Source organism: Pseudomonas profundi (assembly GCF_008638305.1).
Taxonomy (GTDB): Bacteria; Pseudomonadota; Gammaproteobacteria; order Pseudomonadales; family Pseudomonadaceae; genus Halopseudomonas; species Halopseudomonas profundi.
This window is the reverse complement of the sequence record NZ_VTPZ01000001.1, coordinates 251,710-278,119: the sequence shown is the minus strand read 5'-3', so window position 1 is coordinate 278,119 and position 26,410 is coordinate 251,710. Positions and strand designations below refer to the sequence as shown.

Sequence of the window (26,410 nt, the reverse complement as noted above, 5' to 3'; positions counted from 1 at the left end):
TGTTCAGGCCATAGTGACTGTTGCCGGTGCGGCGAAGGCCGCTTCGAGCAGCTGACGAGTATACTCGTGCTGCGGTGAAGCGAAGATCTGCCTGGCCGGCCCCTGTTCGACAATCTCACCCTGGCGGACGACCATCAGCTCATGGCTGAGAGCGCGTACAACAGCCAGGTCGTGGCTGATAAACAAATAGCTTAACCCGTATTTGCGCTGCAGTTCGCGAAGCAACTCGACTACCTGGCTCTGTACCGTACGGTCAAGCGCAGAGGTGGGCTCGTCCAGCAGAATGAGCGAGGGCTTGAGCACCAATGCCCGCGCTATTGCAATCCGCTGCCGTTGTCCGCCGGAGAATTCGTGCGGATAACGATGACGGCTCTCCGGATCCAGTCCAACTTCCTGCAGGGCCTGGATGACCATCTGCTCGCGTTCTTCTACCGTGCCCATGCGGTGGATTTCCAGGCCCTCGCTGATTATCTGGGCAACTGACATCCGCGGACTCAAGCTGCCAAACGGGTCCTGGAACACTACCTGAATCTGTCTGCGCAGCGGGCGGAACGCTTCCTGGCTCATGCCGTCGAGCCGTTGACCGTTGCTCTCGATCAGTCCCTGGCTATCGACGAGTTTCAGGATCGCCATGCCCAGCGTGGTCTTGCCGGATCCGCTTTCGCCAACGATACCCAGCGTATGGCCGCTGCGCAGACTGAAGCTGGCATCGGTTACCGCCTTGATATGGTCAACGGTCTTCTTGAATACGCCTTTCTTGATCGGAAACCATACCCGCAACTGCTCTGCGCGCAGAATAACCGGTGCGTTCCGGTCAGCTTCAACCGGGTCTCCCGAGGGGTCGGCGGCGAGGAGCTGACGGGTATATTCATGCTGCGGTGCGTCAAAAAGCTCAGCGCATTCGTTTTCTTCGACGACGCGACCCTGGTACATGACACATACGCGATGCGCTATTTTTCGCACCAGGTTCAGGTCGTGACTGATCAGCAGCAGAGCCATGCCGAGTTTTTCCTGCAACGACTTGAGCAATTCCAGGATCTTCAGCTGGACAGTCACATCGAGTGCGGTGGTTGGTTCGTCCGCGATCAGCAGTTCGGGCTCGTTGGCCAGCGCCATGGCGATCATCACGCGCTGCCTCTGGCCACCGGAAAGCTCGTGCGGGTAGGCGGTCAATCGCTTGGCGGGCTCGGGAATGCCGACCAGCTCCAGCAACTCAAGGGTACGCGCGCGCGCGGCTTTCTTGTCCAGGCCCTTATGCAGAAAAAGCACTTCGTTAATTTGCCGTTCCACCGTATGTAGCGGATTCAGCGATGACATCGGCTCCTGGAAAATCATCGAGATCCGGTTGCCACGCACCTGCCGCAAGCGCTTGAGCTTGGCAGTAAGCAAATCTTCGCCTTTGTACAGGATCACGCCGCTGGGGTGTCTGGCCATCGGATAGGGCAGCAGGCGAAGTATCGAGTGTGCGGTAACGGATTTGCCCGAGCCGCTTTCTCCTACCAGCGCAACGGTCTGGCCCGGATAGATGTCCAGGCTCACGTCGCGCACCGCCATGATTTCCTCTTTTTCACTCTGGAAAGCAACGCTGAGGTTTTGTACGCGGATCAGGGGTTGTTCCGACATCTTATTTCCTTGGGTCGAAGGCATCGCGAAGCGCCTCGCCGATGAACACCAGCAATGAGAGCATGACCGACAACACCACGAAGGCTGTAATGCCCAGCCAGGGCGCCTGCAGGTTTGCCTTGCCCTGCGCAATAAGCTCCCCTAGCGAGGGTGATCCAGCAGGCAGGCCGAAGCCGAGGAAATCCAGGGAGGTCAGAGTGATTACCCCGCCGGTCAGAATGAACGGGAAGAAGGTCAGGGTTGCGACCATGGCGTTGGGCAGGATGTGGCGGAACATGATGATCCGGTTGCTGGCCCCCAATGCCCGTGCGGCGCGAACGTACTCAAGGTTTCGTCCGCGGAGAAACTCTGCCCGCACCACGTCGACCAGGGACATCCAGGAAAACAGCAGCATGATACCCAGCAGCCACCAGAAGCTTGGTTGCACGAAACTGGCGAGGATAATCAGCAAATAGAGCACCGGAAGGCCTGACCAGACTTCGATGAACCGCTGGCCAAACAGGTCGATGCGCCCCCCATAGAACCCCTGGATGGCACCGACGATAACCCCGATGATCGAGCTGACAATGGTCAGGGTAAGCGCGAACAACACCGAAATCCGAAAGCCGTAGACTACCCGGGCAAATACATCCCGCGCCTGATCATCGGTGCCTAGCCAGTTGTCCGCAGAGGGCGGTGCAGGGGCCGGTACATCCAGCTCGTAATTGATCGTTGAATAGTAATAGGGGTTCGGCGGCCAGAGCATCCATCCGTCGCCCTTACCCTCGATCAGTTCACGTACGTAACTGCTGCGGTAATCCGCTTCGATGGGGAATTCGCCGCCAAATTCCGTCTCGGCATAGCGCTGAAAGATCGGAAAGTACAATTCATCCTGATGACTCACCAGCAGGGGTTTGTCATTTGACAAAAGTTCTGCGCCGAGACTGAGTACAAAGAGCACCAGGAAGATGTGCAGCGACCACCAGCCACGGCGGTTGGCCTTGAACCGTGCGAAACGGCGACGGTTGAGGGGTGACAGTGTGAAACGCCCGCCCATGCTCAGCCCTCCCTGCTTTCAAAGTCGATGCGTGGATCAACCAGGGTATAGGCAATGTCGCCGATCAGTTTTACTACCAGGCCGAGCAGGGTGAAGATATAAAGGGTGCCGAACATAACCGGATAATCGCGGTTGATGGCTGCCTCGAAGCCAAGCAGTCCCAGGCCATCGAGGGAAAAGATCACCTCTATGAGCAGGGCGCCGGTGAAGAACACGCTGATCAGCGCCGATGGAAAGCCTGCAATGATGAGCAGCATCGCGTTGCGGAATACGTGACCGTATAGAACGCGGCGCTCGGACAGGCCTTTGGCTTGGGCGGTGGTAACGTACTGTTTGCCGATCTCGTCGAGAAAGCAGTTCTTGGTGAGCATGGTCAGCGTCGCGAAACTGCCAATCACCATTGCGGTGATCGGCAATACCAGATGCCACAGGTAGTCCTTGATCTTGCCCCAGGTGTCCAGCTCTTCGAAGTTGTTCGAGGTCAGTCCGCGTAACGGAAACCAGTCAAAATAACTGCCGCCTGCGAACAGCACTATCAACAGGATGGCCAGCAGAAAGCCGGGTATGGCGTAGCCAACAATGATCAGCGAGCTGGTCCAGACATCAAACGCCGAGCCGTGGGTGATTGCCTTGCGGATACCCAGCGGAATGGAAATCAGATAGGTCAGTACGGTCGTCCATAGGCCCAGGGAAATGGATACCGGCATTTTCTCGATAATCAGGTCGATCACGCTGGCGTCACGGAAAAAACTGTCGCCGAAGTCAAAGGTCATATACCCCTTGATCATTAGCCAGAACCGCTCATGCGGAGGTTTGTCGAAACCGTACATCCGCTCGATCTCGGCAATGATGTCAGGGTCCAGACCCTGTGCGCCCCGATAATTGCTGCCGCTCGCTACCTCACCCTCGGCGCTCCCCGAGATACGGCTGGTAGCCCCTTCGAAGCCTTCAAGTTTGGCTACCATCTGTTCTACAGGGCCACCGGGGGCGGCCTGGATGATAAGAAAATTGATTAACAGAATGCCGAACAGGGTTGGGATGATCAGCAGAAGCCGTCGAATAATATACGCAAGCATCTACTCGGTATCCTCGCCCGGGACTGTTTTGCCAGACGGGTCCATGGCGGGAGCAGGGGAAGCAGGGGCTTCGTTCTCATCTTCAGGCGCGGCCTGTTGATGTTGCGGCTTTGCCGGGTCGACGGAACCTTCCTCAGCAGTTGGTTCCAACGCAGGGCCTGAATCCTCGGCTTCGGTCTCCGGGTCAGTAATCAACAGCGGCTCGCCAATGGTGCCGGGCTTGTCCTTGTCGACCCACCAGGTAAACAGGCCGATGTCGTATTTGGGGGACTGGGCCGGATGGGCAAACTTGTTCCAGTAAGCGACGCGGTACACATCAGTGTGAAAGTTGGGCACCAGGAAGTGGGTGACCCGCAGAACGCGATCCAGCGCGCGGGTGTGGGTAACCAGCGCTTCACGGCTGCCAGCCTGAATCAAGCCTTCTACCAGGCTGTCGACGGCGGGGTCCTTGAGACCCATCAGATTGCGGCTGCCAGGGTTGTCCGCGCTGGAAGAATGCCAGTACTCGCGTTGCTCATTGCCGGGCGAGTTGGATTGGCCGAAGCCGGTGACGACCATGTCGAAATCCCGCGAACGCAGGCGATTGATGTATTGCGACGTATCAATCCGGCGCAGGTTCATGTCGATACCCAACGACGCGAGGTTGCGTTTGAAGGGCAGCAAAACGCGTTCAAAATCGGCTTGCACCAACAGAAATTCAAAACTGAGGGGTTCGCCCTGTTCGTTGACCAGTTGATCGTTCTCGATCCGCCAGCCTGCTTCCTGCAATAGGGCGTAGGCCTTACGCATCTGCTCGCGGATATTGCCGCTGCCATCGGTCTTGGGCGGGATATACGCTGGGCCGAAGGCTTCGGCAGGCAACTGGTCGCGCAGGGGTTCGAGCAGCTTTAGCTCGTCCTCATTGGGCGTTCCCACGGCGGCCAGTTCCGAATTGGCAAAGAAACTGGCGCTACGCGTATAAGCGCCATGGAAAAGCCGCCCGTTGGCCCATTCGAAATCAAACAGCAGGCTTATCGCGTGGCGAACCCGGCGGTCCTGGAAATGCGGGCGGCGCAGGTTGAAGACGAACCCCTGCATGCCCTGAGTATTCTGATTGGGGATTTCTTCCTTGATAATCCGCCCGGCCTGGAGGGCCGGACTGTCGTAGCCCGTCGCCCAGTTGCGTGCACTGACTTCCTGATTGAAATCAAACTGCCCGGCCTTGAAGGCTTCCAGTGCGACGCCGGTATCGCGATAGTAATCGACTACAACGCGGTCGAAATTGAAGAAGCCCCGCACGGCGGGCAAGTCCGCGCCCCAGTAATCCTCAACGCGCTCGTAGGCGATCGACCGGCCAGGGCGCACGTTTCCGACCCGATAGGGTCCGCTGCCCAGGGGCGCCTCGAGTCCGGTGTGATCGAATTCGCGCTCAGCCCAGTAATGCGCGGGCAGTACCGGCAGCTGTCCCAACACCAGAGGTAGCTCGCGATTCTGCCCGTTGTGGAAATGGAAAGTAACGCTACGCTCGCTGTCAGCGACGACTTCCTTCACATCGCCGTAATAAGCCCGATAGAAGGGCGCACCTTTCTCCAGCAGGGTATTGAAGGTGAATACTACATCGTCAGCAGTAACCGGCTCGCCATCATGGAACCGGGCTTCTTCACGCAGGTGGAAACGCACCCAGGTATTGTCCTCAGGCCGCTCGATGCGCTCGGCCAGCAGGCCGTACTCGGTGAAGGGTTCATCCAGGGAATGGAAGGTCAGGGTGTCATAAATGAGATTGAGCTGGTCGGCCGCGGCGCCGCGGCTGATGAAACCGTTCAGAGAATCAAAGCTGCCAAAGCCTGACAGTCGCAGGGTGCCGCCCTTGGGGGCTTCCGGGTTGACATAGTCGAAGTGGCTGAAACCTTCCGGATATTTGGGCGGCTCGCCATAAAGCGTGAGAGCGTGGCTGCCAGCATCTTGCGCCTGGCTGAGTGCGGCCAGGGTCAACAGGATCAGTCCGATTGTGGTTTTCAGCGTGGCAAGCATTTTTGATGACCTTGATTATTGTTCGACCGCTTTATCAATCCACCAGGTGCGGATTGCCAGCGAGTAAGGCGGTGTAGATTCCGAGCGCAACCAGGAGCGGTGCGCTATGCGATGGTAGTTTATATACCAGTTCGGGATTGTATAGTGTTCCCATAGCATCACGCGGTCGAGAGCCCTGGCGGCCGCAACCTGTTGGGCGCGTGTGCCAGCCGACAGCAAATGCTCCAGCATCTTGTCCACGACCGGGTTGGCTATGCCGGCATAGTTGCGGCTGCCCCGTACGCTGCGCTGGCTCGAATGAAAATAGCTGTGCTGCTCCATACCGGGCGACAGCCCCTGTGGTAGTGTCGCGAGAATCATGTCGTAGTCGAATTGATCCAGCCGTGCCCGGTATTGCGCGCTATCGACGGTACGAATATGCATATCAATGCCCAGGCGCGACAGGTTGTTGCGGTAGGGCTGGAGAATACGCTCCAGACTCGGGTTGACCAGCAGGACCTCGAAGACCAGCGGTTGACCATCGGCATTGCGCAGCCGTCCGTCACGCAACGACCAGCCGGCGTCTTCGAATAAATTGACGGCGTCCCGCAGGATTTCGCGCGGAATGCCGCGTCCATCGGTAACCGGCAGGGTAAAGGGTTCGCGGAACAGTGCATCCGGAAGCTGATCACGGTAGGGCTCGAGAAAGAGAAACTCCTGACCGGAAGGCAAGTCCTTTGCTGAGAAGGGACTGTTGGGGTAATAGCTTAACGAGCGTTCATAGGCGCCATAAAACAGAACCCGATTTGACCATTCGAAATCGAAGAGCATGCCTAGCGCCTGCCGAACGCGGCGGTCATCGAAGGGCATGCGCCGGGTGTTGAAAAACATGGCCTGGGTAGGACTGGGGATTTCGTGGGGTATGGCGCGCTTGAGAACCTCGCCTCGGTGCACTGCGGGAAATTCATAAGCGTTGGCCCAGTTACTGGCCTTGTGGTCGAAATAGACGTCGAACTCGCCAGCCTTGAAAGCCTCGAAAGCGACATTGTTGTCTCGGTAGAACTCTACTTCCATCCGGTCCACGTTGTACTTGCCGAGGTTGACTGGCAAGTCGCGCCCCCAATAGTTCTTGACCCGCTCGAACACCAGCCGGCGACCGGGACGGACTTCACTAATGCGGTAGGGGCCGCTGTTCAAGCCTGCCTGATAGGTGGTTTCGCCGAAGTCGCGACCTTCCCAGTAATGCTCCGGCAGGACCGGCAGCTCTCCCAGACGAAGAATCAGCAGAGGGTTGTTACTGTGATCAAAAATGAAGCGGATCCGGTGAGAGCCGAGGATGTCGATGCGCTCGACCGCTTCCAGCATGGTTCGGTAGTTTGGATGCCCCTGGTTTTTCAGCAACTGATAAGAAAAGGCAACGTCTGCTGCGGTGACAGGCGTGCCGTCATGGAAACGGGCCTCCTCTCGCAAGTTGAAAACCACCCAGCTACGGTCATCGGAAAATTCGAGGGTCTCCGCGATCAGTCCGTAGGCAGAGTAGGGCTCGTCTGCCGAAGGATCATAGACGCCACTGCCCACCATGAGCGGCTCGTTCAGCTCGCTGATGCCATAGTTAGCGAAGCTGCCGGTACTGATCGGGCTGGTGCCCTTGAGCGTATAGGGATTAAGCGTATCGAAGGTCCCGCTGCCCATCACCCGAAAGGTTCCGCCCTTGGGGGCGTCCGGGTTCACATAGTCAAGGTGCTCGAAGTCATCCGGGTAAGCGGGCTGACCGTAGAGCGCATAGCCGTGCTGTTTATAGACCGCAGCGCCAGCTGTAGCCCAGGGCAATGAAACGATCAATATGGCGAGGATAAAACCAGGGGAAAACGTCATGAGCGGCCGTTCAGTGAAAGCAACTGCAACGCTACCATTGCTGCCTGGTCAACGGAAGAGCCGCCGGGCTTATGCCTGAGATTCAAGACGTTGCACCAGGCAGTCAGCCGGTAAAGGCAACGGCTCGCTCACGGCGACCTGGAATCGGACATCAAAGCAAATGCAGAGTGAGCTGCTGTCCCGGACGCAGTACCGAGCCCAGCTCATTCCAGTCCCGTATATGATCTATCTGTACTTTGAATTCACGCGCAATGCTGTATAGCGAATCGCCTGGCTTGACCGTATAGACCACCTTTCGGCTACCTGCCGCAGCATCGGTTTCAGCACTTGCGAGCAGCAATTGTTGACCTACGCGCAGTACGGGAGTGCTCAGGCTGTTATCGCGCGTAATCGCATTGACGCTGACCCCGTGGCGTTTGGCGATAGCCCACAGGTTGTCGCCCGGCTTGACCTGATAGGTCAAGGGCTCAGCCATGGCCAGGGTTGTGCCTGCGGTTGGGACTGCCATGCCATCGGCGGTGGCTGGCAGCACCAACGTCTGACCCACACGGATGGTATTGCCGCCCACGATGTCGTTGGCTTGCTTGATGGCGCTGACACTCAGCTGATAACGGTCAGCGATCTGTGACAGCGTATCGCCACGGCGAACATTGTAGCGGTGAAAGCCGGCGTATTCGCTAGCCGGCAATTCGGCCAGCCCGGCGATGAACTGGTCTGCGGTAACGATTGGAACCAGCAGCTGATAGGGGCCCTGGGGTGCGGTAATCCGCTGTTTGAACGCTGGATTCAGGCTCAGTAGTTCTTCCGGCGTGATTGAAGCCAGCTCAGCGGCCTTGTGCAGATCGAGCTGCTGCTCGATGGTTACTTCCGCGAAGTAGGGTTCGTCCTTGAGCTTCGGCAGCAACGCGCCGTAGGCGGTTGGGCTCTCGATCACCTGCGCCATCGCCAACAGCTTTGGAACGTAATTCATGGTTTCGCGCGGCAACTGCAGATTCCAGTAATCGGTTGGCAGACCACGTTCCCGATTGTGTTTGATTGCACGGCCGACACAGCCCGGGCCACAGTTATAGGCTGCCAGAGCGAGGAGCCAGTCTCCGTCAAAGGTATCGTTCAGACTGGTGAGATAATCCAGCGCCGCCTGGGTGGAAGCCGTGACGTCACGGCGTCCGTCATACCACCAGTCCTGGCGCAGGGAAAAGATCTTTCCCGTAGAAGGAATAAACTGCCAAAGGCCCGCAGCATTGGAACTGGAATAGGCCATGGGGTTGTAGGAGCTTTCAACAAACGGCAGAAGCGCCAGCTCCTGGGGCAGGCCTCGAGCATCTATTTGCTCGACTACGTAATGCAGATAGAGCTGGGAGCGGGCAGAAGTGGTTTCGAAGTATCGCGGTTGGCTGGTGAAAACCAGTCTTTGCTGGTCGATCCGAGGGTTATCGATCACCGCTGGATCAAGCATGAAACCTTTACGTATGCGCGACCAGAGGGTCGGGGTTGCTTCAATCTCTGCCAGTGCCTTTCGAATCCGCCCCCGGCTGGGTTCGGTCCCGAGGATGCGATCGGCCTGCTTGAGTGAGATGCGTGGAGCATCCTCCGGGTGGGTCGCGCGGGTTTCTGGAGAGGTCTGACAGCCGGCGATCACCAGCAGCCCCAGCGCCAAAAATCCTTTTTTGAGTGCGTTGGTGGTCATGAACAGCATGAGCAGGTCCCTGAAAGTTTGCCCGATTCTAGGTAGTGACCCTGCGAGGGTCAAGGAACCATGAGGGCAAACGCCAACTGCTATGCGTATTTGACTGGCACAGCCCGTACCAGACGCCGCAACGCGCCTGGCAGACATAACTGTTTCAAAAGTTATCTTTCCACTGGCGTATGGCTGCCAGCGTTTGCTCCCCTGCCTCCAGCTGGTTTCCGGCACGCTGGCTTGCCGCCGCGATCACGTCCGGCTGATCGCAGCGCAGGAAGGGGTTGGTCAGTTTTTCCAGGCCTATGGTGGAAGGCAGAGTGATGCGACCGCCTGCACGCAAATCGTCAACTACTTCCAGGCGCACCTTTATATCCTGGTTCTCTGGTTCCACCGCCTGGGCAAATCGCAGGTTTGATTGGGTATATTCGTGGGCGCAGAATACGCGCGTTTCGTCAGGAAGCGCTGCGAGCCGTTGCAGGGAATGGTGCATCTGTGCTGGTGTGCCTTCGAACAGGCGGCCGCAACCGCCGGCAAACAGGGTGTCGCCACAGAGCAACCATGGATCCTTTTCATCGTTGCAGAACAGGGCGATATGACCACTGGTATGGCCGGGTACCGAAATCACCTGGACAAGCGAACCGAACAATCTGAACTCGTCACCATCATTCAACTGCCGATCGATTCCGGGAATGCTTTCTTCAGCAGGCCCATAAACCTTGCATTCGGTGGCGGCCTTGATGGCGGACAGGCCGCCGGTATGGTCCCGATGGTGATGCGTGATCAGCATGGTCTTGAGACGGTATTCAGGATGGCGGCCCAGCCAGCGAACAACCGGCACCGGGTCGCCGGGATCGACCACTGCGGCCTGACTGGTATGCTCGTCGAGTAGCATCCATATATAGTTATCCTGAAAAGCTGGCAAAGCGATGAACTGTGGCATGGTAACGGCGCCTTTTGGGATATTGTGTTTTTATCTTATAGGAGAAATGGCGCGTCAGGGGCTCTTGCCGTTTCGGCACGGCCGCGACGAAACGGCAAGAGCCCCTAAGCCCACCCGGAGGCGACATGGCAATTCCCGGTATTTCCCGATCGATCAGTCAGGATGACCTGCTCAGACTCCTGGCCGGGGCGCGTGCCTGGCTGGACTCGCCACCCGGTCAGATGCTCATGGCAACCGAGCGCGGCGTCATGCAGCAGCAAATTCAACGTTGTTTCGGCCAGCATCTGGTGCAGTACGGTCTGGCGCCCGATCTGCTGGATACCGATCGCAGCGTCCTGCGCAATCATTGGCAACTGGATCTGCTTGCCGGGCGCGAAGCCATCCCTGCGGAAGAGACCCAATGGCCGTTTTCACCGCAAAGCCTCGATGTAGTGCTGCTGCATCATGGCCTGGATTTCTGTCTGACGCCCCGGGTGCTCCTGCGTGAAGCGAGCCAGGCGGTGCGGGCCGGTGGTCACTTGCTCATCTTCGGCTTCAACCCATGGAGCGCCTGGGGAATCAATCATTTCACCGGCCGGGAGTGGTTCAGCGAAGCCGGTTTCGTGTCGCCGTCGCGGCTCGTGGACTGGCTGGAATTGCTCGGTTTTTCGGTGGAGAAACGCATAGATGGATGCTATCGTCCGCCGCTTATGTCCCAGCGCTGGCTCGAGCGTTTGCGGAGTCTGGAGGAGTTTGGCGGCAAGCACCAATTGCCCGGTGGCGGCTTTTATTTTCTCATGGCTCGCCGGCAAATGCTCGGTGTGACCCCGCGTCGCCAGCGCGGTCGGGTTTTCCCCGCGCTGACCTTGCCGCCGGTAGTGGCCGGGGCGAGGCGAGCGCAAAAACGGAACAAGAAATGACGCATACCATAGAAATTTTCACCGACGGTGCCTGTAAGGGAAATCCGGGGCCGGGCGGCTGGGGCGTGCTCCTGCGCCTCGGGCCCCATGAAAAGACGCTGTACGGCGGTGAGTTGCAAACCACCAATAACCGCATGGAGCTGACCGCTGCGATCCGCGGTCTCGAAGCGCTCAAGCGGCCCGCGCAGGTAGTGCTGACAACCGATTCAGAGTACGTCATGAAGGGTATCCGCGAATGGATGCCGAACTGGAAGAAACGGGGCTGGAAAACGGCCAGCAAACAGCCCGTCAAGAATGCCGATCTCTGGCAGGAGCTGGACCTTCTGGTCAACCAGCACCAGGTCGAATGGCGCTGGGTCAAAGGCCATAGTGGCCATCCGGAAAACGAACTGGCCGATGAGTTAGCCAATCTTGGCGTAGAGAAGGTTCTGGCCGAACGGAGGCTGCACAATGCGTGAGGTGGTACTGGACACGGAAACGACCGGTATCGAGGTCAGAGAAGGCCATCGAATCATCGAAATTGGTTGTGTCGAATTAATGGACAGGCGTCTGACCGGACGCCATTTCCACGTGTATATCAACCCTCAGCGCGAGGTGGAAGAGGGCGCGTTTGCAGTACACGGCATCAGCGACGAGTTCCTCGCTGACAAGCCGCTCTTCGCCGATGTGGTCGACGATTTCATCCAGTTTGTCAGCGGTGCCCGCCTGGTCATTCATAACGCAGCGTTCGATATTGGCTTCCTGGATGCCGAGCTCGGACTGTTGAATGCCGGCCACGGCTTGATGGCTGATCATTGCTCGGTTGTTGACACCTTGTTGATGGCGAGGGGTAAGCATCCGGGTCAGCGCAACAGTCTGGATGCGCTCTGTAAGCGTTACGGTGTTGATAACTCTCAACGCGACCTGCACGGCGCCTTGCTCGATGCCGAGATTCTTGCAGACGTCTATCTGATCATGACGGGTGGTCAGACCGCTCTGACGCTTGCTGGCCAGGGCTCGGATCAGGACGCCGGAGCGGACGGCATCAGTGTCATCCGTCGCCTGGACCCTGGCCGTGCACGTTTGAAGGTGGTTCAGGCCAGCCCCGTCGAACTCGAAGCGCATGCGGAGCGGCTGGCAGCGATCGAAAAGGCCGCCGGTTTCTCGGCGTGGAATGCTTCGCCGGTTGACTGACCCAGGGGTTTGGGTCGTTGTTGAGTAACCGAACTGGGACGAGAGTCACAAAAGCCCGTCTGTAATAACGCCGAAAATAGCCTCGAAACGAGTATTGTCTCCAGCGTGCGACGATCCCGTGCGTTTCGGAGCCGGCCTGGGCATTCAGCCAGTGTTGTTCAATAAATTTTTGGCGATCTTTGAGTACCGAAATCAACTTGTTTTTGAACCATGTCAGGAGAGCTAGCATGCCGGAATACCAGACACTGCTTGTTGAACAGATCGACAAGATTGTGCATATACGCATCAATCGTCCAGATAAAGCCAACGCGATGAGCAGACCTTTCTGGGATGAGATGGTCCAGGTTTTCGATTGGGTCGATCAGACCGACAGTGCGCGCGTCGTGGTTATTTCTGGCGCCGGCAAGCATTTTTCTGCCGGCATCGATCTGGCTATGCTGGCTGGCGCCAAGGACGAGCTGAGTACTGATATCGGTCGCAACGCCGAAGCGCTGCGCAGGCAGATCCTGCGATTGCAGAATACCTTCAACGCAGTGGATCGTTGTCGAAAGCCGGTGATCGCTGCAGTGCATGGTTATTGTATAGGTGGCGCGATAGATCTTATCTCGGCCTGTGATATGCGTTATTCAACCGACGATGCTCTGTTTTCGATCAAGGAAATCGACATGGGAATGGCGGCGGATGTGGGCACACTGCAAAGATTGCCGCGCATCATAGGGGATGGCATGATGCGGGAACTAGCCTACACCGGACGCATGATCGATGGTGTAGAGGCGGAGCGCATAGGTCTGGTTAACCGGCACTATGCTTCGCCTGAAGCGCTGTTTGAGGGCGTAATGGACATGGCGGGGACTATAGCCGCCAAATCGCCGCTCGCGGTGCGTGGTACCAAGGAGATGATACGCTACAGCCGGGATCATAGTGTCGAGGATGGCCTCAACTATATCGCCAGTTGGAACGCGGCGATGCTGCAGTCTGAGGATCTCAAGGTAGCGGTGGCTGCTCACATGACCAGAAAGACTGCTGAATTTGCCGACTGAGCGCTATCAGTCAGATTGCAGGGACGATGGGGAGACGGAATGCGATGTTAACGGGTGCCACATCACTTGATCTTGTCAGGGATGAGCTCTTTGCCAGCATGGGCGAAGCAGAAGATCTGCTACAGCAATTTCTTGAGGACAGACACAATGGCAGCTTGTTGCAACAGGCTATCGAAAGCCTGCAACAACTGCGCGGTACCTTTGAACTGATCGAACTGAACGGCGCCACCGTTCTGCTGACAGAAATGGTCGCCCTGGCCACCGATGTGCCAGAGCACGACGGCACCGAGCGCAACGCTCCGCTCTCTTCTCTGTGTGATAGCCTTTTCCTGTTGGAACGCTACCTCGAACAGTGCCGCCAGCAGGGATTCGAACGCCCTGAGCTGCTGTTGCCGGCAATCAACGAGCTCCGCAAACATCGTATTGACGCCGGTCCGCTTCCTGAAAGCTTCTTTTATCAATTGGATATTGCCAGCCTCAACCCGAAGCTTCGTCCGGGCTCGGATGAGGGGATCGAGCCGCGTGCCTTCAACCGGCTGCGCCAGATGTATCAGCTCGGGTTGCTGGCGCTTATTCGCGATGATGGCATCGCTGCCGCAACGCCATTGATGAAGCGCGCGCTGCAACGTTGGGAGAGTTATCTGAACAGTCCGGTCGCTACGCTTTGCTGGGTTGCGACAGCCGCGCTGGACGCGGTAGAAGAAACGCCTCTGCACCTAACCAACCCACGCAAGCGCTTGTTCGCGCAGGTCGATCGTGAAGTCAAGAAGCGTAGCGGGGCACACCCATCGGGTGATCTCCAACCTCCGCGCCAGTTGTTGGGCGAGTTGCTGTATCTGGTGGCGCTTGCCGGCGATTGCAGTCCCCGTTGCGCGGAGGTGAAAGCCGCCTTTGCACTGCCCGATCCCGGTTATACCGAGCGGGAGATTCTGCAGGCATTTGATCGTTTGCGTGGTCCCGGGGTGGATGTGATGCGCTCCGTCGCTGAGGCGCTTCGAGAGGAAATTGCCGCCATCAAGGATCTGCTCGACCTGCTCGCGCGCAATGCTGGCGACCCGGAGCAATCTCTTGAAACGCTGAAACTATCGCTTCAACGGCTCTGGAAAACCTTCAGAATGCTTGAGATAGAGGCGATTTCCTCGTATGTCGAGAGCGCATCCGGAAAGTTGGATACATGGCGCATGGGCGATAACGCGCTGCTGGAAGAGGTAGCCGATGCCGTACTTCAGGCTGAGACAGCGGTTGATCGCCTGGACGGTGACGGTGAAACGGACAGTGCGGCTGGATCCGAAGAGACTGACGAGCCACTCGCGTTGAAGGAAGCACGCATCGTTCTCATAGAAGAGTCGCAGGCCGGGCTGGCGCTGGCCAAGCGGGCGGTAACAGCCTATATGGAATCAGGTCATGACGTCATGCATCTGATGAACGTGCCGGATTCGCTTGAAACAGTCCGCGGCGGGCTTATCTTCCTGGGTATGAGTCGCGCTGCCAATGTGATTCGCCTGGCGGGATGTTTTATCAAGGAAAACATGCTTGACCGGAAACTGCTTCCGCATCCGCAGCAGCTTGAAGTGTTGGCTGATGCGCTGACCGGCATTGAATTTTATCTCGAGTCGGCCGAACGTTGTTCTGTGACCACTGCAGATGTGCTTGCGCTGGCTGAAGACAGTCTCGCCGAGTTGGGCTTCGATATAACCGAGGTGTAATAGCTGTATGCATAGACCAGGCAGTCGTTTTGTTCCGGCCAGCAGTGCCGGGGAGTCGTGCGCTGATGGTCTGGTAATCGTTTATCACCAGCAAAGCTTCGCCATGCTCGACGGCCGGCTATTGCTTGACCCGGATATGGCGCGCTATCTGGGTGATCCTGACCTGGATCTGCTGCTCGGCTTTTATGATGGCAAGCCGTGCCGGTTGCTGCGTCTGGAGCAACCCGTCGAGCTTCCCGGTCTTAGCTGGCATGGCCTGCGCGGGCTGATTGGCCAGGTTGATGACGATACGTTCCGTATGTTGGGGCTGGCGCAACAGTTGGATGCCTGGCATGACACGCACCGTTTCTGCGGTCGCTGTGGGCAGCCGATGCAGGCGCGGGTGGAGGAGCGAGCCATGCAGTGCAGTGCCTGTGGGCTACGGCAGTATCCCAAGCTCGCCCCGTGCATTATTGTTCTGATTACCCGGGGCGACGAAGTGCTGCTGGCCCGGTCGCCGCATTTTCGCGCTGGTTTTTTCAGTACCCTGGCCGGATTTATCGAGCCGGGAGAATCTGCCGAAGAGTGTTTGCACCGAGAGGTGAAGGAAGAGGTCAACCTGGAGGTGAATCAGCTGGAATACCTGGGCAGCCAGAACTGGCCATTCCCCAACTCGCTGATGCTGGGCTTTCATGCATGCTACGCCGGCGGCGAGATCGTACCCCAGCCAGGTGAAATTGAAGAAGCGCACTGGTGGAACATCGATCAGCTACCAGCGATACCACCACGGGGCACTATTTCTCGCTGGCTTATTGATTGTTATCTGGCACGTCGACAAGGACAACCGTTACCGTCAGTACCAGCGTAAGCAGGACACGGGCACGCAAGGAGTAGCATGCAATATTTGGGATTGGCCGCTTTGCTGGGAAGCGTTGGCCTCGTGTTGTTGACAGTCATGGCGCGCATTGGTTGGCGCCTGGACTGGTTGCTCGAATGGCTTAAGGGCTGTTTTCTTTTGATTCTCCTCGCGCTGTCAGTCGTGCTGGGGCTGGCAGCCTGGGAATTGCAGCAATTCCGACCCATCGAGGAGCAAGGGTCGGTTGCGGTATTGGAGCTCACCGAAGCGGCACCTCAGCGTTATGACGCCACCCTTGTGGCAAACGGCGTCAAGCGCCAGTTGCAACTGGAGGGTGATACCTGGGAGCTACAGGTTCAGGTGCTGCGCTGGACTGGCCTGGGCAAGGCACTGGGGCTTTCCGATGGTTATCGTCTGGCTCGTATAACTGGGCGCTATGTTGCGCTGGAGAAGCAGCGAGGCCGCAATGCAGCAATCGCGGGGCGATTATATGGTACGCCGCAATGGCGCGATCTGTGGCTCTGGCTGGATGGGCTCGACAATCCGCAGTTTGTTGAAGCTGATGCCTTTGTTGTGCGGTATATGCCCATGGCGCATGGGGCGCGGTTTGCTATTGATCTGGGCCCCGGCGGAGTGAAACCGGCGGCGTTGAATCCTGCCGCACTCCATGCGTTGAAGCCCGCCGGTTAACGGAGCCGGGTTTAGACCCGGCCCGCCACGATCAGGACAGCATGCCGCCGTCTACGTTGATTGCTGTCCCGGTGGTATAGCTTGATGCGTCACTGACCAGGTACAGCACAGTGCCCGCCATTTCGCTCGGGTCGGCCGGACGGCGCAGCGGGATACGTTGCAGCGCGCCTTTCAGTATCGAATCGTTGGAAGTCAGGGCCGAAGCAAACTTGGTGTCGGTCAGTCCAGGCAATAGGGCGTTGCAGCGGATGCCGAACTGAGCACATTCCTTGGCGAAAACCTTGGTCATATTGATGACGGCGGCTTTGGTGATCGAATAGATTCCCTGCATTTCTCCGGGCACCACGCCATTGACGGAGGCCACATTCAGGATCGCGCCGCCGCCATGGGCGCGCATCAGTTTGCCCGCTTCGACCGACATGAAGAAATAACCACGAATGTTCACATCCACGGTTTTCTGAAAAGCGCCGAGATCGGTATCCAGCACATTGCCGAAGTAAGGGTTGGTCGCTGCATTGTTGACCAGAATATCCAGCTTGCCGAACTGATTGCGGATGGTTTCGATCGTCTCGCTGATTTGCTCCATTTCACCGATATGGCATGCGATGGCGCTGGCCTTGCCGCCCGCCGCCACAATGGCATCGGCAACAGCCTGGCAACCTTCGATTTTACGGCTGGATACGATAACGTGCGCGCCTTGCTGGGCGAGAAGCCTGGCGATTGCTTCGCCGATGCCTCGGCTGGCCCCGGTGACTAACGCGATTTTGCCGTCAAGATCGAATAGCTGAGTCTTCTGCATGAGATGGTCCTTGTGATGAAAGCGGGTGCCTGGCCTAGAGCGCCCTGGCGACAAAGTAATCTAAAGGAGCGCGGGGCGCGCAACAACCTCAAACGCTTGTTTGAAAGGGCTTATCAGTTGGAGTGTTGACGCGCGATTGCTCGTATCAATGAAACGCTGATGAGCTGCTCGCGGGGTTGCGTAAAGCGGGCGGCTGCAAAACAGGCTAAAGCCATACGTGATAAGCAAAAAAACCGGAGCGCCAGGCTCCGGTTTTTTTTGTCAGCAATCAGCTTCAGGCGGGGAACAGCTCGCTTAGCTTCAGCGCCAGCATCATGTCGCCTTCGGCGCGCAGCTTGCCAGCCATGAAAGCCTGCATGCCATCGGTTTCGCCGCTGATGACGCCGGACAATGTTTCGCTGTCCATGATCAGGGTCACGTCCGGTGCGGTAGCGTCGCCTTTTTCAGCGTTGTAAGTGCCGTCCTTGACGGTTACAAAGAAGTTGTCGTCGTCCTCGATATTGAACTGGAACACCAGATCAAGGCCCTTCGCGGCGGCCGGGTTGAACTTGGAATCCATGCTGCTGATGATGTCTGAAACAGTAGCCATTAGCCTGTCCTTTCTTGGTTGAAGCGACGGTCCCATGATCGTCGCCGAGGGTTATCTGAAGGTGACCCACTCCGAGCGCTTATGCACGTCAAGATGCGCCTGGCTGTTGAAGGACGCCAGACTCAGTTGATCCTTGCGGTACTGCAGTCGACTGACCGAGGTATTCACTATCTGCCAGTTGAGTTCGAAGGCGCTGGTCGCGGGCATGCTGGTAATCATCTGCAAGGTAGCGGTGATAGTGCCGCCCGAGGTAAATATCGCGATGTTCTGACCACGTCCGGCAGCGGCGAGAACACGCTGCAGTCCACCTTGTACGCGTTCGACAAAATCTGACCAGGGTTCGCAATCGTCGGGGCGGTTGGTGTCGGTAATCCAGTGAGTAATCACCTGGCTGAAGATACGCTGGAACTCTTTGCGATGCTGGCCGGCGTTCTGAACGTAGTGCAGTGCATCGGGCTGGGTTTCCAGTACGCGGGGCAAGTATGTCGCCATGACCCGGTCCGACTGGTACTCGTTGAAAGCCGGCTCGATATCGATCTGCCGGGTCTGCGTGCCAGGCATCTCCTCCAGCGCATGTTTGCCGGTGTCGATCTGGCGGATCATTTCACCGGCGATACAGCGATCAAACGTCACCCCGAGATCGTCCAGGTAGCGTCCCAGCAGCTGCGACTGCTTGATGCCTACAGGTGACAGGACGTCATAGTTTTCAGCGCCGAGGGACGCCTGGCCATGCCTGATCAGATAAATATCGCCCACGTGTAAAAGCCTTTCAGTTGGATGAATCCGAGGTTATGGATAGCTGCGAACGCTGTCAACCAGAATCATACGATCGTTTGAATTCGGCTGCGGACCGTTACGTACCGACGGCTTGGTACATCCTGTATGCTTGGTTGCAACTATTTACGTGCTGGAGTGATGTTTGTGGAATGGCTAGCTGAATATGCCCTGTTTCTGGCGAAAGCCTTCACCATTGTGGTGGCAATCTTACTGATATTGATGATGCTGGCTGCATTGAAAGGTAAATCACGTCGTGGCGAAGGCGTGCTCACCGTCAACCGACTCAATGAACAGCTGGCCCGGTCTACTGAACGGCTAGGGAGTGCGGTGCTGGACAAGGCCGCGTTCAAGTCAATGCAGAAGGCGCGCAAACTCGCCGAGAAAGGGCGGGCCAAGGGGGATTCCGCTCGCGACAAGGTTTTCGTACTGAATTTCGACGGTGATATCAAGGCGACCGCGCTGGAAAATCTGCGGCATGAGGTAACAGCGGTGCTTGAGCTGGCTACGCCGAAAGATGAGGTTGTGGTCAAGATCGAAAGCGGCGGCGGAATGGTGCATGCCTACGGCCTGGCAGCGTCGCAGCTGGTTCGGGTGCGCGACGCGGGTGTGCCTCTTACCATATGCGTGGACAAGGTGGCGGCAAGCGGTGGTTACATGATGGCCTGTATCGGCGACCGCATACTGGCCGCGCCCTTTGCCATGCTGGGCTCGATTGGCGTGGTCGCACAGATCCCGAATTTCAACAAGTTGCTGCGCAAGCATGACGTTGACTACGAGATGCTCACCGCCGGCGAGTACAAGCGTACGTTGACCATTTTCGGTGAAAACACCGACAAGGGCAGGGAGAAATTTCAGGAGGATCTGGAAAGCATCCACCGTTTATTCAAGGATTTTGTCGGTCGGTATCGACCGATACTCGATATAGAGTCGGTGGCTACCGGTGAGGTCTGGTTCGGGCTCGAAGCCCTGGAGAACGCCCTCGCCGACGAACTGAAAACCAGCGACGAATATATCAGCCAGCGCATTCGCGTCGCTGACGTGTTCGAGGTTCATTATGCGGTGCGCAAACGCATGCAGGATAAACTGGCGTCAGGGCTCGCGGCTTCGTTGGATCGGTTGGTGCTGACCTGGGCGTCGCGCTTTCATAATCAGCGTTTCTGGTAGGAGGCAGTATGTCTGAATTCAAGGCTTTGGTAGTAAGCGAGGAGGGCGGTCGGTATATGTCCCGCGTGCAGTCGCGTCATATTGATGACCTGCCGCAAGGCGAGGTGCTTATTCGCGTCAAGTATTCTTCCCTGAATTACAAGGACGCATTGTCGGCGTCTGGTAACAAGGGCGTGACCCGTCAATATCCGCATACACCGGGTATCGATGCCGCCGGCGTAGTTGAGGCCAGCTCCGCCAGCGAGTTAGCCATCGGCGACGAGATCATAATTACCGGTTACGACTTGGGCATGGGTACTTCGGGGGGCTTTGGCCAATACATTCGGGTTCCTTCTGCCTGGGTGCTCAAACGTCCCACGGCCCTGAGTCTGCGAGAGAGCATGTTGCTGGGCACCGCCGGTCTCACTGCCGCGCTATGCATCGACAAGCTGGAGCAGGCCGGCGTGCAACCTGGTCAGGGTCCGATCCTGGTCACTGGCGCAACAGGCGGCGTGGGCAGTATCGCAGTGGCGATGCTTGCAAGCCTTGGCTACGAAGTCGCTGCCGCCACCGGGAAAGCGCTGCAGAGCGAGTTTCTCAAGGGGCTGGGCGCGTCGCAGATCATTGACCGCACTGCGCTGGAAGCGGGCGGCGAGAAGCCGATGCTCAAAGAGCAGTGGGCGGGCGCGGTGGATACCGTGGGCGGTGAGATTCTGTTTAATGTGGTCAAGTCGCTGCGCTACGGTGCCAGCGTAGCCTGTTGCGGACTGACAGCGGGTACTGGCTTCAGCGGCAATGTGCTGCCCTTCATCTTGCGTAATGTGAATCTGCTGGGGATCGATTCGGTGGAACAACCGCTGGTCGCCAAGGCTTCGATGTGGGATCGGTTATCCCTGCAGTGGAAAGTTGATCTCGAGACGCTGGCGCAGGAGGTATCGCTGGAGCAACTGCCGGAGCAGATCGAACGTATTTTGGCGGGGCGGATGGTAGGCAGAGTGTTGGTCAATCTGGACTGATCGGATCACGCCCGCCTGTCGATCCCGCGGCGACGCCGCGGGATCGACAGGCCCGAATTTAGCGGCGGCGACGGAACAGCGGCAGCGGTTCGTCGGTGGCAGCCTGATAGGTAACCGAAAAGTCCTTCAGGCTTTCAAGGGCCTCGTAGGGATCGCGGTCAGCGCGTAGGGCAAACGCATCGAAGCCGCAGCGTTTCATGTAGAACAGCTGGTCACGTAGCACGTCGCCAATAGCGCGCACTTCTCCCTGGTACTTATAGCGTTCACGCAACAGGCGGGCGCTGGAATAATGCCGGCCATCGCTGAATACCGGGAAATTCAACGCTACGACCTGAAAGTGCTGCAGGTCATCGGCGATGAGCTCTACCTCTTCGTCAGCCTCCAGCCACACCCCCAGCCCACCGTCGCGGGCTAGCAGGGCGTGAGAATGCTCCTGCCACAGGGGCAGGGGCACTAGCAGGTCATCGGAATTGGACAGATCCCCGAGCGTTACGTCCTTAGGCAGCAGGTGCCAGGTTTCGTCGATGACCTGGTCGCCCTTAATGATCCGCTGCATAGACTTTCTCCTTGAAAGGGGCCATGCCGATACGCTCGTAGGTGTCGATGAAGCGCTCTTCAGGGGTGCGGTTTTCAATATAGACATCAATCACCTTCTGAATCACGGTGGGCATCTGCTCGGCGGCGAAGGATGGGCCAAGGATCTTGCCGATGGATGCATCGCGACCACTGCGGCCGCCCAGTGAAACCTGATAGAACTCCTGACCTTTCTTGTCTACCCCGAGAATCCCGATATGGCCAACGTGGTGATGGCCGCAGGCGTTCATGCAGCCTGAAATGTTCAGCTCCAGCTCACCGATATCGTGCAGGTAATCCAGATCGTCGAAGGTGCGCTGGATGGCTTCGGCGATCGGGATGGATTTGGCGTTGGCCAGCGAGCAGAAGTCGCCGCCCGGGCAGCAGATAATATCCGTCAGCAAGCCGATGTTCGGCGACGCAAAGCCCAGCTCGCGGCATTTCTGCCAGAGTTCAGGCAGATCGCGCTGCTGCACATAGGGGAGCACCAGATTCTGGTAATGGGTCGAGCGAATCTCGCCCAGGCTATACCGATCCGCCAGATCGGCCGCCGCCTCCAGCTGCTCAGCGGTGATATCTCCAGGCGAAACAGCGGTCGGCTTGAGTGACAGCGTAACGGCAGCGTAGCCGGGCGCTCTATGCGGATGCACGTTGCGCATTGCCCAGTTATCGAACGCCTTGTCAGTCCGGCGCTTCTCCAGATATGACGCATCGTCGCCAGCGAAGGCCTGATATTCAGGCTGCTGGAAATACTGGCTTACGCGATCAACTTCCTCCTGAGTCAAGGTGGCTCCTGAGTCCTTCATGCTGGCCCATTCGGCTTCAACCTTTTCGGCGAAGACTTCAGGCGTGAGCGCCTTGACCAGAATCTTGATACGCGCCTTGAACTTGTTATCGCGACGGCCATAGCGGTTATAGACCCGTAGGATGGATTCGAGATAGGTCAGCAGATGCTGCCAGGGCAGAAAGGAGCGGATGACCGCACCAACCATTGGCGTACGACCGAGACCACCGCCGGCCAGCACTTCGAAGCCGAGCTCGCCGGCTTCGTTACGTATGGCATTGAGGCCGATGTCATGCACGCCAACCGCAGCACGGTCTTCGCGGGCACCGTTGATAGCGATCTTGAACTTGCGCGGCAGGAAAGCGAATTCAGGATGGAAAGTAGACCATTCCCGTACGATTTCACACCAGGGCCGAGGATCGATGACTTCATCGGCGGCAACGCCAGCAAACTGGTCCGTGGTGGTGTTGCGGATGCAATTGCCGCTGGTCTGGATAGCGTGCATCTGGACGGTTGCCAGTTCAGCCAGAATATCTGGCACATCTTCGAGTTCAGGCCAGTTCAGCTGGATATTCTGCCGGGTGGTTATATGCGCATAGCCTTTGTCGTAGCGGCGGGTTACGTAGGCGAGCTTGCGCAAACGTGCCGAGGACAGCACGCCGTACGGAACGGCCAGGCGCAGCATCGGAGCGTACCGCTGAATATAAAGCCCGTTTTGCAGGCGCAGGGGCAGCATCTCAGCTTCGCTCAGCTCGCCATCGAGGTAGCGGCGGATTTGATCGCGGAACTGCTTTACGCGGTCCTCAACGATCCGTTGATCATATTCGTCGTAAATGTACATGTCACAACCTGTTCGTGGGACGTCTGCACGCCCCTGATCTAAGGATGGCTTCGCCCCTGCAGGGCTCTGAAGCGGGCAGACGATAGCAGTTTTCCGTTATGCACAAAAGGAATGTTTATCTATATGTTTAGATCGAAACCGCATTATCTCCTGCGGTATCTTGTACTTGAGTGCGTGATGGGCTTAACTGCGTAGGGTAAGTAAGGTACATGCCGCGCGCAACAATAATAAGACATTACGGGGACAGCTTATGACCGAACACAAGGATTCATCCGACTCTCATCACGCCGACAGCCATCTTGATGCGTTTGCCGCCGTTGCCCTTATCCTGGTGGCCGTACTCACTGCTGTGTTCTGGGTGAGTCAGCAGTAGATACTACTCTGGCCTGACCGGGTGCACCGCAAATAAGAGGATTCAGACCCCTGCGAAGTGCAGCACCAGGCTCACCACACCGAGGATGACCAGAACAAATACCACCAGGAAAGCAATGCCGAGTCCGATGAAATGACTCGGCTTGCCCTTGGTGAAGTCGCGTTCCCGGGCCTTGCTGCTCTGAACGCCCAATGCACCGAATAGCACACTGCTCAAGGTTTCACGAAAGCGCATTGTTCTGGGTTCATCGTCAGGTTGTTGTTCTTTTTTGGCCATGACTACCTCGTCATCTGATTGCTTCGGCGTGCGCCGTCCTGACATCCATCCTGCCTCATATGCGGATCTCTGCCCAGTGCCGGCGGCGCCACATCACCGCGAAGATGACTGATGTCATCGCTCGGTACAGGCTCTGCATCAGCCATATGGTCAGCAGCCCGCCACCAAGTACCGGGCCGGCAAGGTAGGCGCATGGCAGAAATATCAGCCACTGGCTTCCCAGATTCACCCCCATGACGGTACGACTCGCCCCGGCCCCGAGTAGCGCCTGGGTCAGGACCAGAGCAGTGGCATCCAGCGCCATTCCAAGCCCGGTGATGCGCAGCGGCCACTCGCCCAGCGCCAGCAGATGTGGATCCCGGGTGAAGAGGCCGAGTACCTGTTCCGGCATCACCCAGAACGGCATGCCCATGATAAAGAGTGCGCAAGCTGCTACGCGCACGACGTCCCATCCCCAGCGGTAGGCTTCTTCGGGCTCGCGTTCGCCCAGGCTATGACTGACCAGCGTAGTGGCTGCCATTCCCATGCCTACGCCCGGAAGGATCAGGAATAACGCCAGGTTGATGAGTATGTGAGCGATCGCCAATTCGGGCGTACCCACCTGTCCGATGATCCAGAAGAGAGTGGTGATGCCTGTCGCAAAAAAGAACTGCTGAAGCGAATTGGGGATCGACAGTCTGAGCATGGCCCGCAATCCGCGGCCGCGTGGGCGTGTGCGCAGAAAGCCGTGGTCGCGCCCGGATTGCCAGGTAATCAACATGTAGAGCAGGGAGCCAAGGAACATGGCTATGCAGGTGCCGAGCCCTGATCCGGCAGCCCCCATCTCCGGAAGACCGAACTTGCCAAAGATCAGCCCGTAGCTGATCACTACGTTGCACAGATGCATCACAACGAGTATCTGCAAGTATCGGCCGGACCGCCGGATACCGTTCCAGTAGCCACGGAACGCAAAATTGGCCCCCACTGCGATAATCGCCAGGGTGCGCCACTGGAAGTACTCCGTGCCAATATCAATAACGGCGAGGTCTTCAGACAGAAAGCCGATAATCCGGCCCGCGTTGAGCCAACACAACAGCGTCAGCGGCACCGCCAGCAGTGCGGCAATCAACAGCCCTTCGTTGAGCGGGCGTGCAAGGTTGCCGGTGTCGCCTTCGCCGCCACGTCGCGCCACCATCGCCTGAACTCCGGCGCCAAGCCCCATGACCAGAGCAATAGACATGAAGGTGGCGTAGCTGCCGAGTCCTACGCCGGCCAGCGCTTCACTGCCGAGCGTACCGACCATGGCAGCATCGACCAGATTCAGCAGGCTCTGGCTGAGCATGCCGCCCATGATGGGCAGGCCAATCAAACCAATGCTCTTGAGGCGGTTGGGGCTGGGAAGAATGCGAAGTCGGGAATTTCTCAATATCACGGCGTACCAGTAAACGATGGCTTGTCAGCTGCCCACGCCGAAGACGCTGATGATGGACACATGGCTGCTCGAATATAACAAAGATGCGGCCGCCTCTGCACGGCTGGCGGTTAGGGCGCGTTGCAATCGTATGCGTGTCGGATGCAGGCATTCTTGGCGATCAGCAGGGCTAGCTGGCCAGCAACTGTGCCACCAGCTTGCGGGTTCGGTCCTGTCTGTCTGTCCAGGAGCCGCTGACTTCAACCAGAGTTTGTTGGTGGTGGCGTAGCCAGTCCCTGCAATCCCGATAGAAGGCGTGCCGTTGTGCAAGTTCAGGCTGGCAGCGCTGGCCATCGGCTGTCCAGGGCACTCCCTCTGGCGAGAGCAGCAGGTACTGGTCATAGCGACGTTCCAGCAGCCGGGCCTCCAGCCACTCGGGGCATTCGTTGAACAGCGTCTTGCTCCAGAGCAGATTGCTCAGCAGGTTGGTATCCAGGATGAGTAGTTCAGGCTGCCGTTGGCGTGCGGCATCCTCCTGCACAAGCTGACGACGTGCAATAACCGAGACATCGGCATAACAGGTATCGCGCTTTTCGGTGTCTATGAACTCGCGAACATATTCTCCAATCAGTAATCCACCGAACCGACGATGCAGGTCGTTCGCCAGCCAGCTTTTGCCGGTCGACTCCGGACCGGCAAGGACCACTACGCGCATTGTGTGACGGCCATCGAAGCGCGCCATTGGCGCCAGCCCATAACAGCCAGCAACACGAATACCACGTAGAGTGCGGTGGTCAGATAGAAGCCCTGATGGAAAAACAACGCTACGTACATCAGGTCCAGGACGATCCACAGGATCCAGCACTGCAGGCGCTTGAGCGCCATTCCCAGCTGCGCCAACAGACTGAACGCGGTCAGCGATGCGTCGAGGCGTGGGAAGACCGCGTCCGTATAGCCGGCCATCAGGGCGCCGAGCGCAAGGCTCGCCACAGCTGCCAGCACAACGCCTATGGCGATTTCAGCTGGCCTGGCCGAGCTAACTTCCAGCCTTGTGTTCGGTTCGCCGCCATGGGTCCACTGCCACCAGCCATACAGTTGCAGCGCTGCGTACACAGCATGCAGCAGTACCTGGGAATACAAGCCGGTACTCTGGAAGAACCAGGCGTATAGCACGACCATGCACAGCCCGACCGGCCAGCAGAGTGGGTTCTGTCGAACCGTCAGCCATACCGAGAGCGTGCCGAGCAATGCGGCGGCGATTTCAAGTGGCGTCATGGGGGGTGGCT

At 57.8% G+C, this 26,410-nt stretch carries 26 protein-coding genes; 10 read left to right on the top strand and 16 right to left on the bottom strand.

Features of this window, described 5'->3' with window-relative positions:
- Nucleotides 1-3 precede the first annotated feature (3 nt).
- The 7 genes from FZE95_RS01335 to gloB form a co-directional block, all read right to left on the bottom strand.
- Nucleotides 4-1,623 (bottom strand): ABC transporter ATP-binding protein, encoded by a 1,620-nt coding sequence (locus FZE95_RS01335; RefSeq protein ID WP_150299008.1) that lies wholly within the window; start codon nt 1,621-1,623, stop codon nt 4-6.
- Nucleotide 1,624: 1 nt separating this feature from the next.
- Complete coding sequence (locus tag FZE95_RS01330) at nt 1,625-2,659, bottom strand: ABC transporter permease (RefSeq protein ID WP_150299007.1); 1,035 nt, start codon at nt 2,657-2,659, stop codon at nt 1,625-1,627.
- 2 nt (nt 2,660-2,661) lie between these two features.
- Nucleotides 2,662-3,735 (bottom strand): microcin C ABC transporter permease YejB, encoded by a 1,074-nt coding sequence (locus FZE95_RS01325; protein ID WP_150299006.1) that lies wholly within the window; start codon nt 3,733-3,735, stop codon nt 2,662-2,664.
- Entirely contained in the window at nt 3,736-5,745 is a 2,010-nt protein-coding gene (locus tag FZE95_RS01320; protein WP_150299005.1) for an extracellular solute-binding protein, read from the bottom strand.
- Between the two features lie 15 nt (nt 5,746-5,760).
- Nucleotides 5,761-7,599, bottom strand: a complete 1,839-nt coding sequence (locus FZE95_RS01315) for an extracellular solute-binding protein (protein ID WP_150299004.1) — start codon at nt 7,597-7,599, stop codon at nt 5,761-5,763.
- Nucleotides 7,600-7,750: 151 nt separating this feature from the next.
- Nucleotides 7,751-9,295 carry a LysM peptidoglycan-binding domain-containing protein gene (locus FZE95_RS01310; RefSeq protein WP_223824922.1) on the bottom strand — a complete coding sequence of 515 codons (1,545 nt, stop codon included), beginning with the start codon at nt 9,293-9,295 and terminating at the stop codon, nt 7,751-7,753.
- A 145-nt stretch (nt 9,296-9,440) separates the two neighbouring features.
- On the bottom strand, nt 9,441-10,220 hold the full coding sequence (gene gloB / locus FZE95_RS01305) for a hydroxyacylglutathione hydrolase (protein ID WP_150299003.1): 780 nt from the start codon (nt 10,218-10,220) through the stop codon (nt 9,441-9,443).
- A 125-nt stretch (nt 10,221-10,345) separates the two neighbouring features.
- On the opposite strand from gloB, the gene FZE95_RS01300 reads away from it, so the two are divergent.
- From FZE95_RS01300 to FZE95_RS01270, 7 genes are all read left to right on the top strand, one after another.
- The gene (locus tag FZE95_RS01300; RefSeq protein WP_150299002.1) at nt 10,346-11,119 is read left to right on the top strand and encodes a class I SAM-dependent methyltransferase; all 774 of its coding nucleotides are present in this window, start codon (nt 10,346-10,348) and stop codon (nt 11,117-11,119) included.
- Nucleotides 11,116-11,577 (top strand): ribonuclease HI, encoded by a 462-nt coding sequence (gene rnhA, locus FZE95_RS01295; RefSeq protein WP_150299001.1) that lies wholly within the window; start codon nt 11,116-11,118, stop codon nt 11,575-11,577. Before FZE95_RS01300 ends, rnhA begins: the two co-directional genes overlap by 4 nt.
- Entirely contained in the window at nt 11,570-12,292 is a 723-nt protein-coding gene (gene dnaQ / locus FZE95_RS01290; protein ID WP_150299000.1) for a DNA polymerase III subunit epsilon, read from the top strand. Before rnhA ends, dnaQ begins: the two co-directional genes overlap by 8 nt.
- 227 nt (nt 12,293-12,519) lie before the next feature.
- Nucleotides 12,520-13,332, top strand: a complete 813-nt coding sequence (locus tag FZE95_RS01285; protein ID WP_150298999.1) for a crotonase/enoyl-CoA hydratase family protein — start codon at nt 12,520-12,522, stop codon at nt 13,330-13,332.
- Between the two features lie 44 nt (nt 13,333-13,376).
- Complete coding sequence (locus tag FZE95_RS01280; RefSeq protein ID WP_150298998.1) at nt 13,377-15,038, top strand: ferrous iron transporter B; 1,662 nt, start codon at nt 13,377-13,379, stop codon at nt 15,036-15,038.
- 7 nt (nt 15,039-15,045) lie between these two features.
- Nucleotides 15,046-15,885 (top strand): NAD(+) diphosphatase, encoded by an 840-nt coding sequence (nudC, locus tag FZE95_RS01275; protein WP_150298997.1) that lies wholly within the window; start codon nt 15,046-15,048, stop codon nt 15,883-15,885.
- Nucleotides 15,886-15,912: 27 nt separating this feature from the next.
- Complete coding sequence (locus FZE95_RS01270; RefSeq protein ID WP_150298996.1) at nt 15,913-16,563, top strand: hypothetical protein; 651 nt, start codon at nt 15,913-15,915, stop codon at nt 16,561-16,563.
- A 31-nt stretch (nt 16,564-16,594) separates the two neighbouring features.
- Here FZE95_RS01270 and FZE95_RS01265 read toward each other — a convergent pair whose 3' ends face one another.
- The 3 genes from FZE95_RS01265 to FZE95_RS01255 form a co-directional block, all read right to left on the bottom strand.
- A complete protein-coding gene (locus tag FZE95_RS01265; protein WP_150298995.1) occupies nt 16,595-17,362 on the bottom strand; it encodes an SDR family oxidoreductase in 768 nt (255 codons plus the stop codon).
- Nucleotides 17,363-17,636: 274 nt separating this feature from the next.
- The gene (locus FZE95_RS01260) at nt 17,637-17,951 is read right to left on the bottom strand and encodes an SCP2 sterol-binding domain-containing protein (protein ID WP_150298994.1); all 315 of its coding nucleotides are present in this window, start codon (nt 17,949-17,951) and stop codon (nt 17,637-17,639) included.
- Between the two features lie 51 nt (nt 17,952-18,002).
- Complete coding sequence (locus FZE95_RS01255; RefSeq protein ID WP_150298993.1) at nt 18,003-18,707, bottom strand: histidine phosphatase family protein; 705 nt, start codon at nt 18,705-18,707, stop codon at nt 18,003-18,005.
- Between the two features lie 165 nt (nt 18,708-18,872).
- Here FZE95_RS01255 and sohB point away from each other — a divergent pair, with 165 nt between their 5' ends.
- Both sohB and FZE95_RS01245 read left to right on the top strand, forming a co-directional pair.
- Entirely contained in the window at nt 18,873-19,892 is a 1,020-nt protein-coding gene (gene sohB / locus FZE95_RS01250) for a protease SohB (protein ID WP_150298992.1), read from the top strand.
- Between the two features lie 8 nt (nt 19,893-19,900).
- Nucleotides 19,901-20,887, top strand: coding sequence for a YhdH/YhfP family quinone oxidoreductase (locus FZE95_RS01245; protein WP_150298991.1), 987 nt, complete (start codon nt 19,901-19,903; stop codon nt 20,885-20,887).
- Nucleotides 20,888-20,945: 58 nt separating this feature from the next.
- Here FZE95_RS01245 and FZE95_RS01240 read toward each other — a convergent pair whose 3' ends face one another.
- Nucleotides 20,946-21,443: a DUF934 domain-containing protein gene (locus FZE95_RS01240; RefSeq protein ID WP_150298990.1), complete on the bottom strand. Its 498-nt coding sequence runs from the start codon at nt 21,441-21,443 to the stop codon at nt 20,946-20,948.
- The gene (locus FZE95_RS01235) at nt 21,427-23,085 is read right to left on the bottom strand and encodes a nitrite/sulfite reductase (RefSeq protein WP_150298989.1); all 1,659 of its coding nucleotides are present in this window, start codon (nt 23,083-23,085) and stop codon (nt 21,427-21,429) included. Before FZE95_RS01235 ends, FZE95_RS01240 begins: the two co-directional genes overlap by 17 nt.
- 250 nt (nt 23,086-23,335) lie before the next feature.
- On the opposite strand from FZE95_RS01235, the gene FZE95_RS19900 reads away from it, so the two are divergent.
- A complete protein-coding gene (locus FZE95_RS19900; RefSeq protein ID WP_256669852.1) occupies nt 23,336-23,458 on the top strand; it encodes a hypothetical protein in 123 nt (40 codons plus the stop codon).
- A 42-nt stretch (nt 23,459-23,500) separates the two neighbouring features.
- Here the strand turns inward: FZE95_RS19900 and FZE95_RS01230 are convergent, their stop codons facing one another.
- The 4 genes from FZE95_RS01230 to pnuC form a co-directional block, all read right to left on the bottom strand.
- A complete protein-coding gene (locus tag FZE95_RS01230) occupies nt 23,501-23,734 on the bottom strand; it encodes a DUF2970 domain-containing protein (protein WP_150298988.1) in 234 nt (77 codons plus the stop codon).
- A gap of 55 nt (nt 23,735-23,789) precedes the next feature.
- Entirely contained in the window at nt 23,790-25,082 is a 1,293-nt protein-coding gene (locus tag FZE95_RS01225; RefSeq protein ID WP_223824921.1) for an MATE family efflux transporter, read from the bottom strand.
- A gap of 232 nt (nt 25,083-25,314) precedes the next feature.
- Nucleotides 25,315-25,839 carry an AAA family ATPase gene (locus tag FZE95_RS01220; RefSeq protein ID WP_150298987.1) on the bottom strand — a complete coding sequence of 175 codons (525 nt, stop codon included), beginning with the start codon at nt 25,837-25,839 and terminating at the stop codon, nt 25,315-25,317.
- Nucleotides 25,830-26,399 (bottom strand): nicotinamide riboside transporter PnuC, encoded by a 570-nt coding sequence (gene pnuC / locus FZE95_RS01215; RefSeq protein WP_150298986.1) that lies wholly within the window; start codon nt 26,397-26,399, stop codon nt 25,830-25,832. Before pnuC ends, FZE95_RS01220 begins: the two co-directional genes overlap by 10 nt.
- Nucleotides 26,400-26,410: the final 11 nt, after the last annotated feature.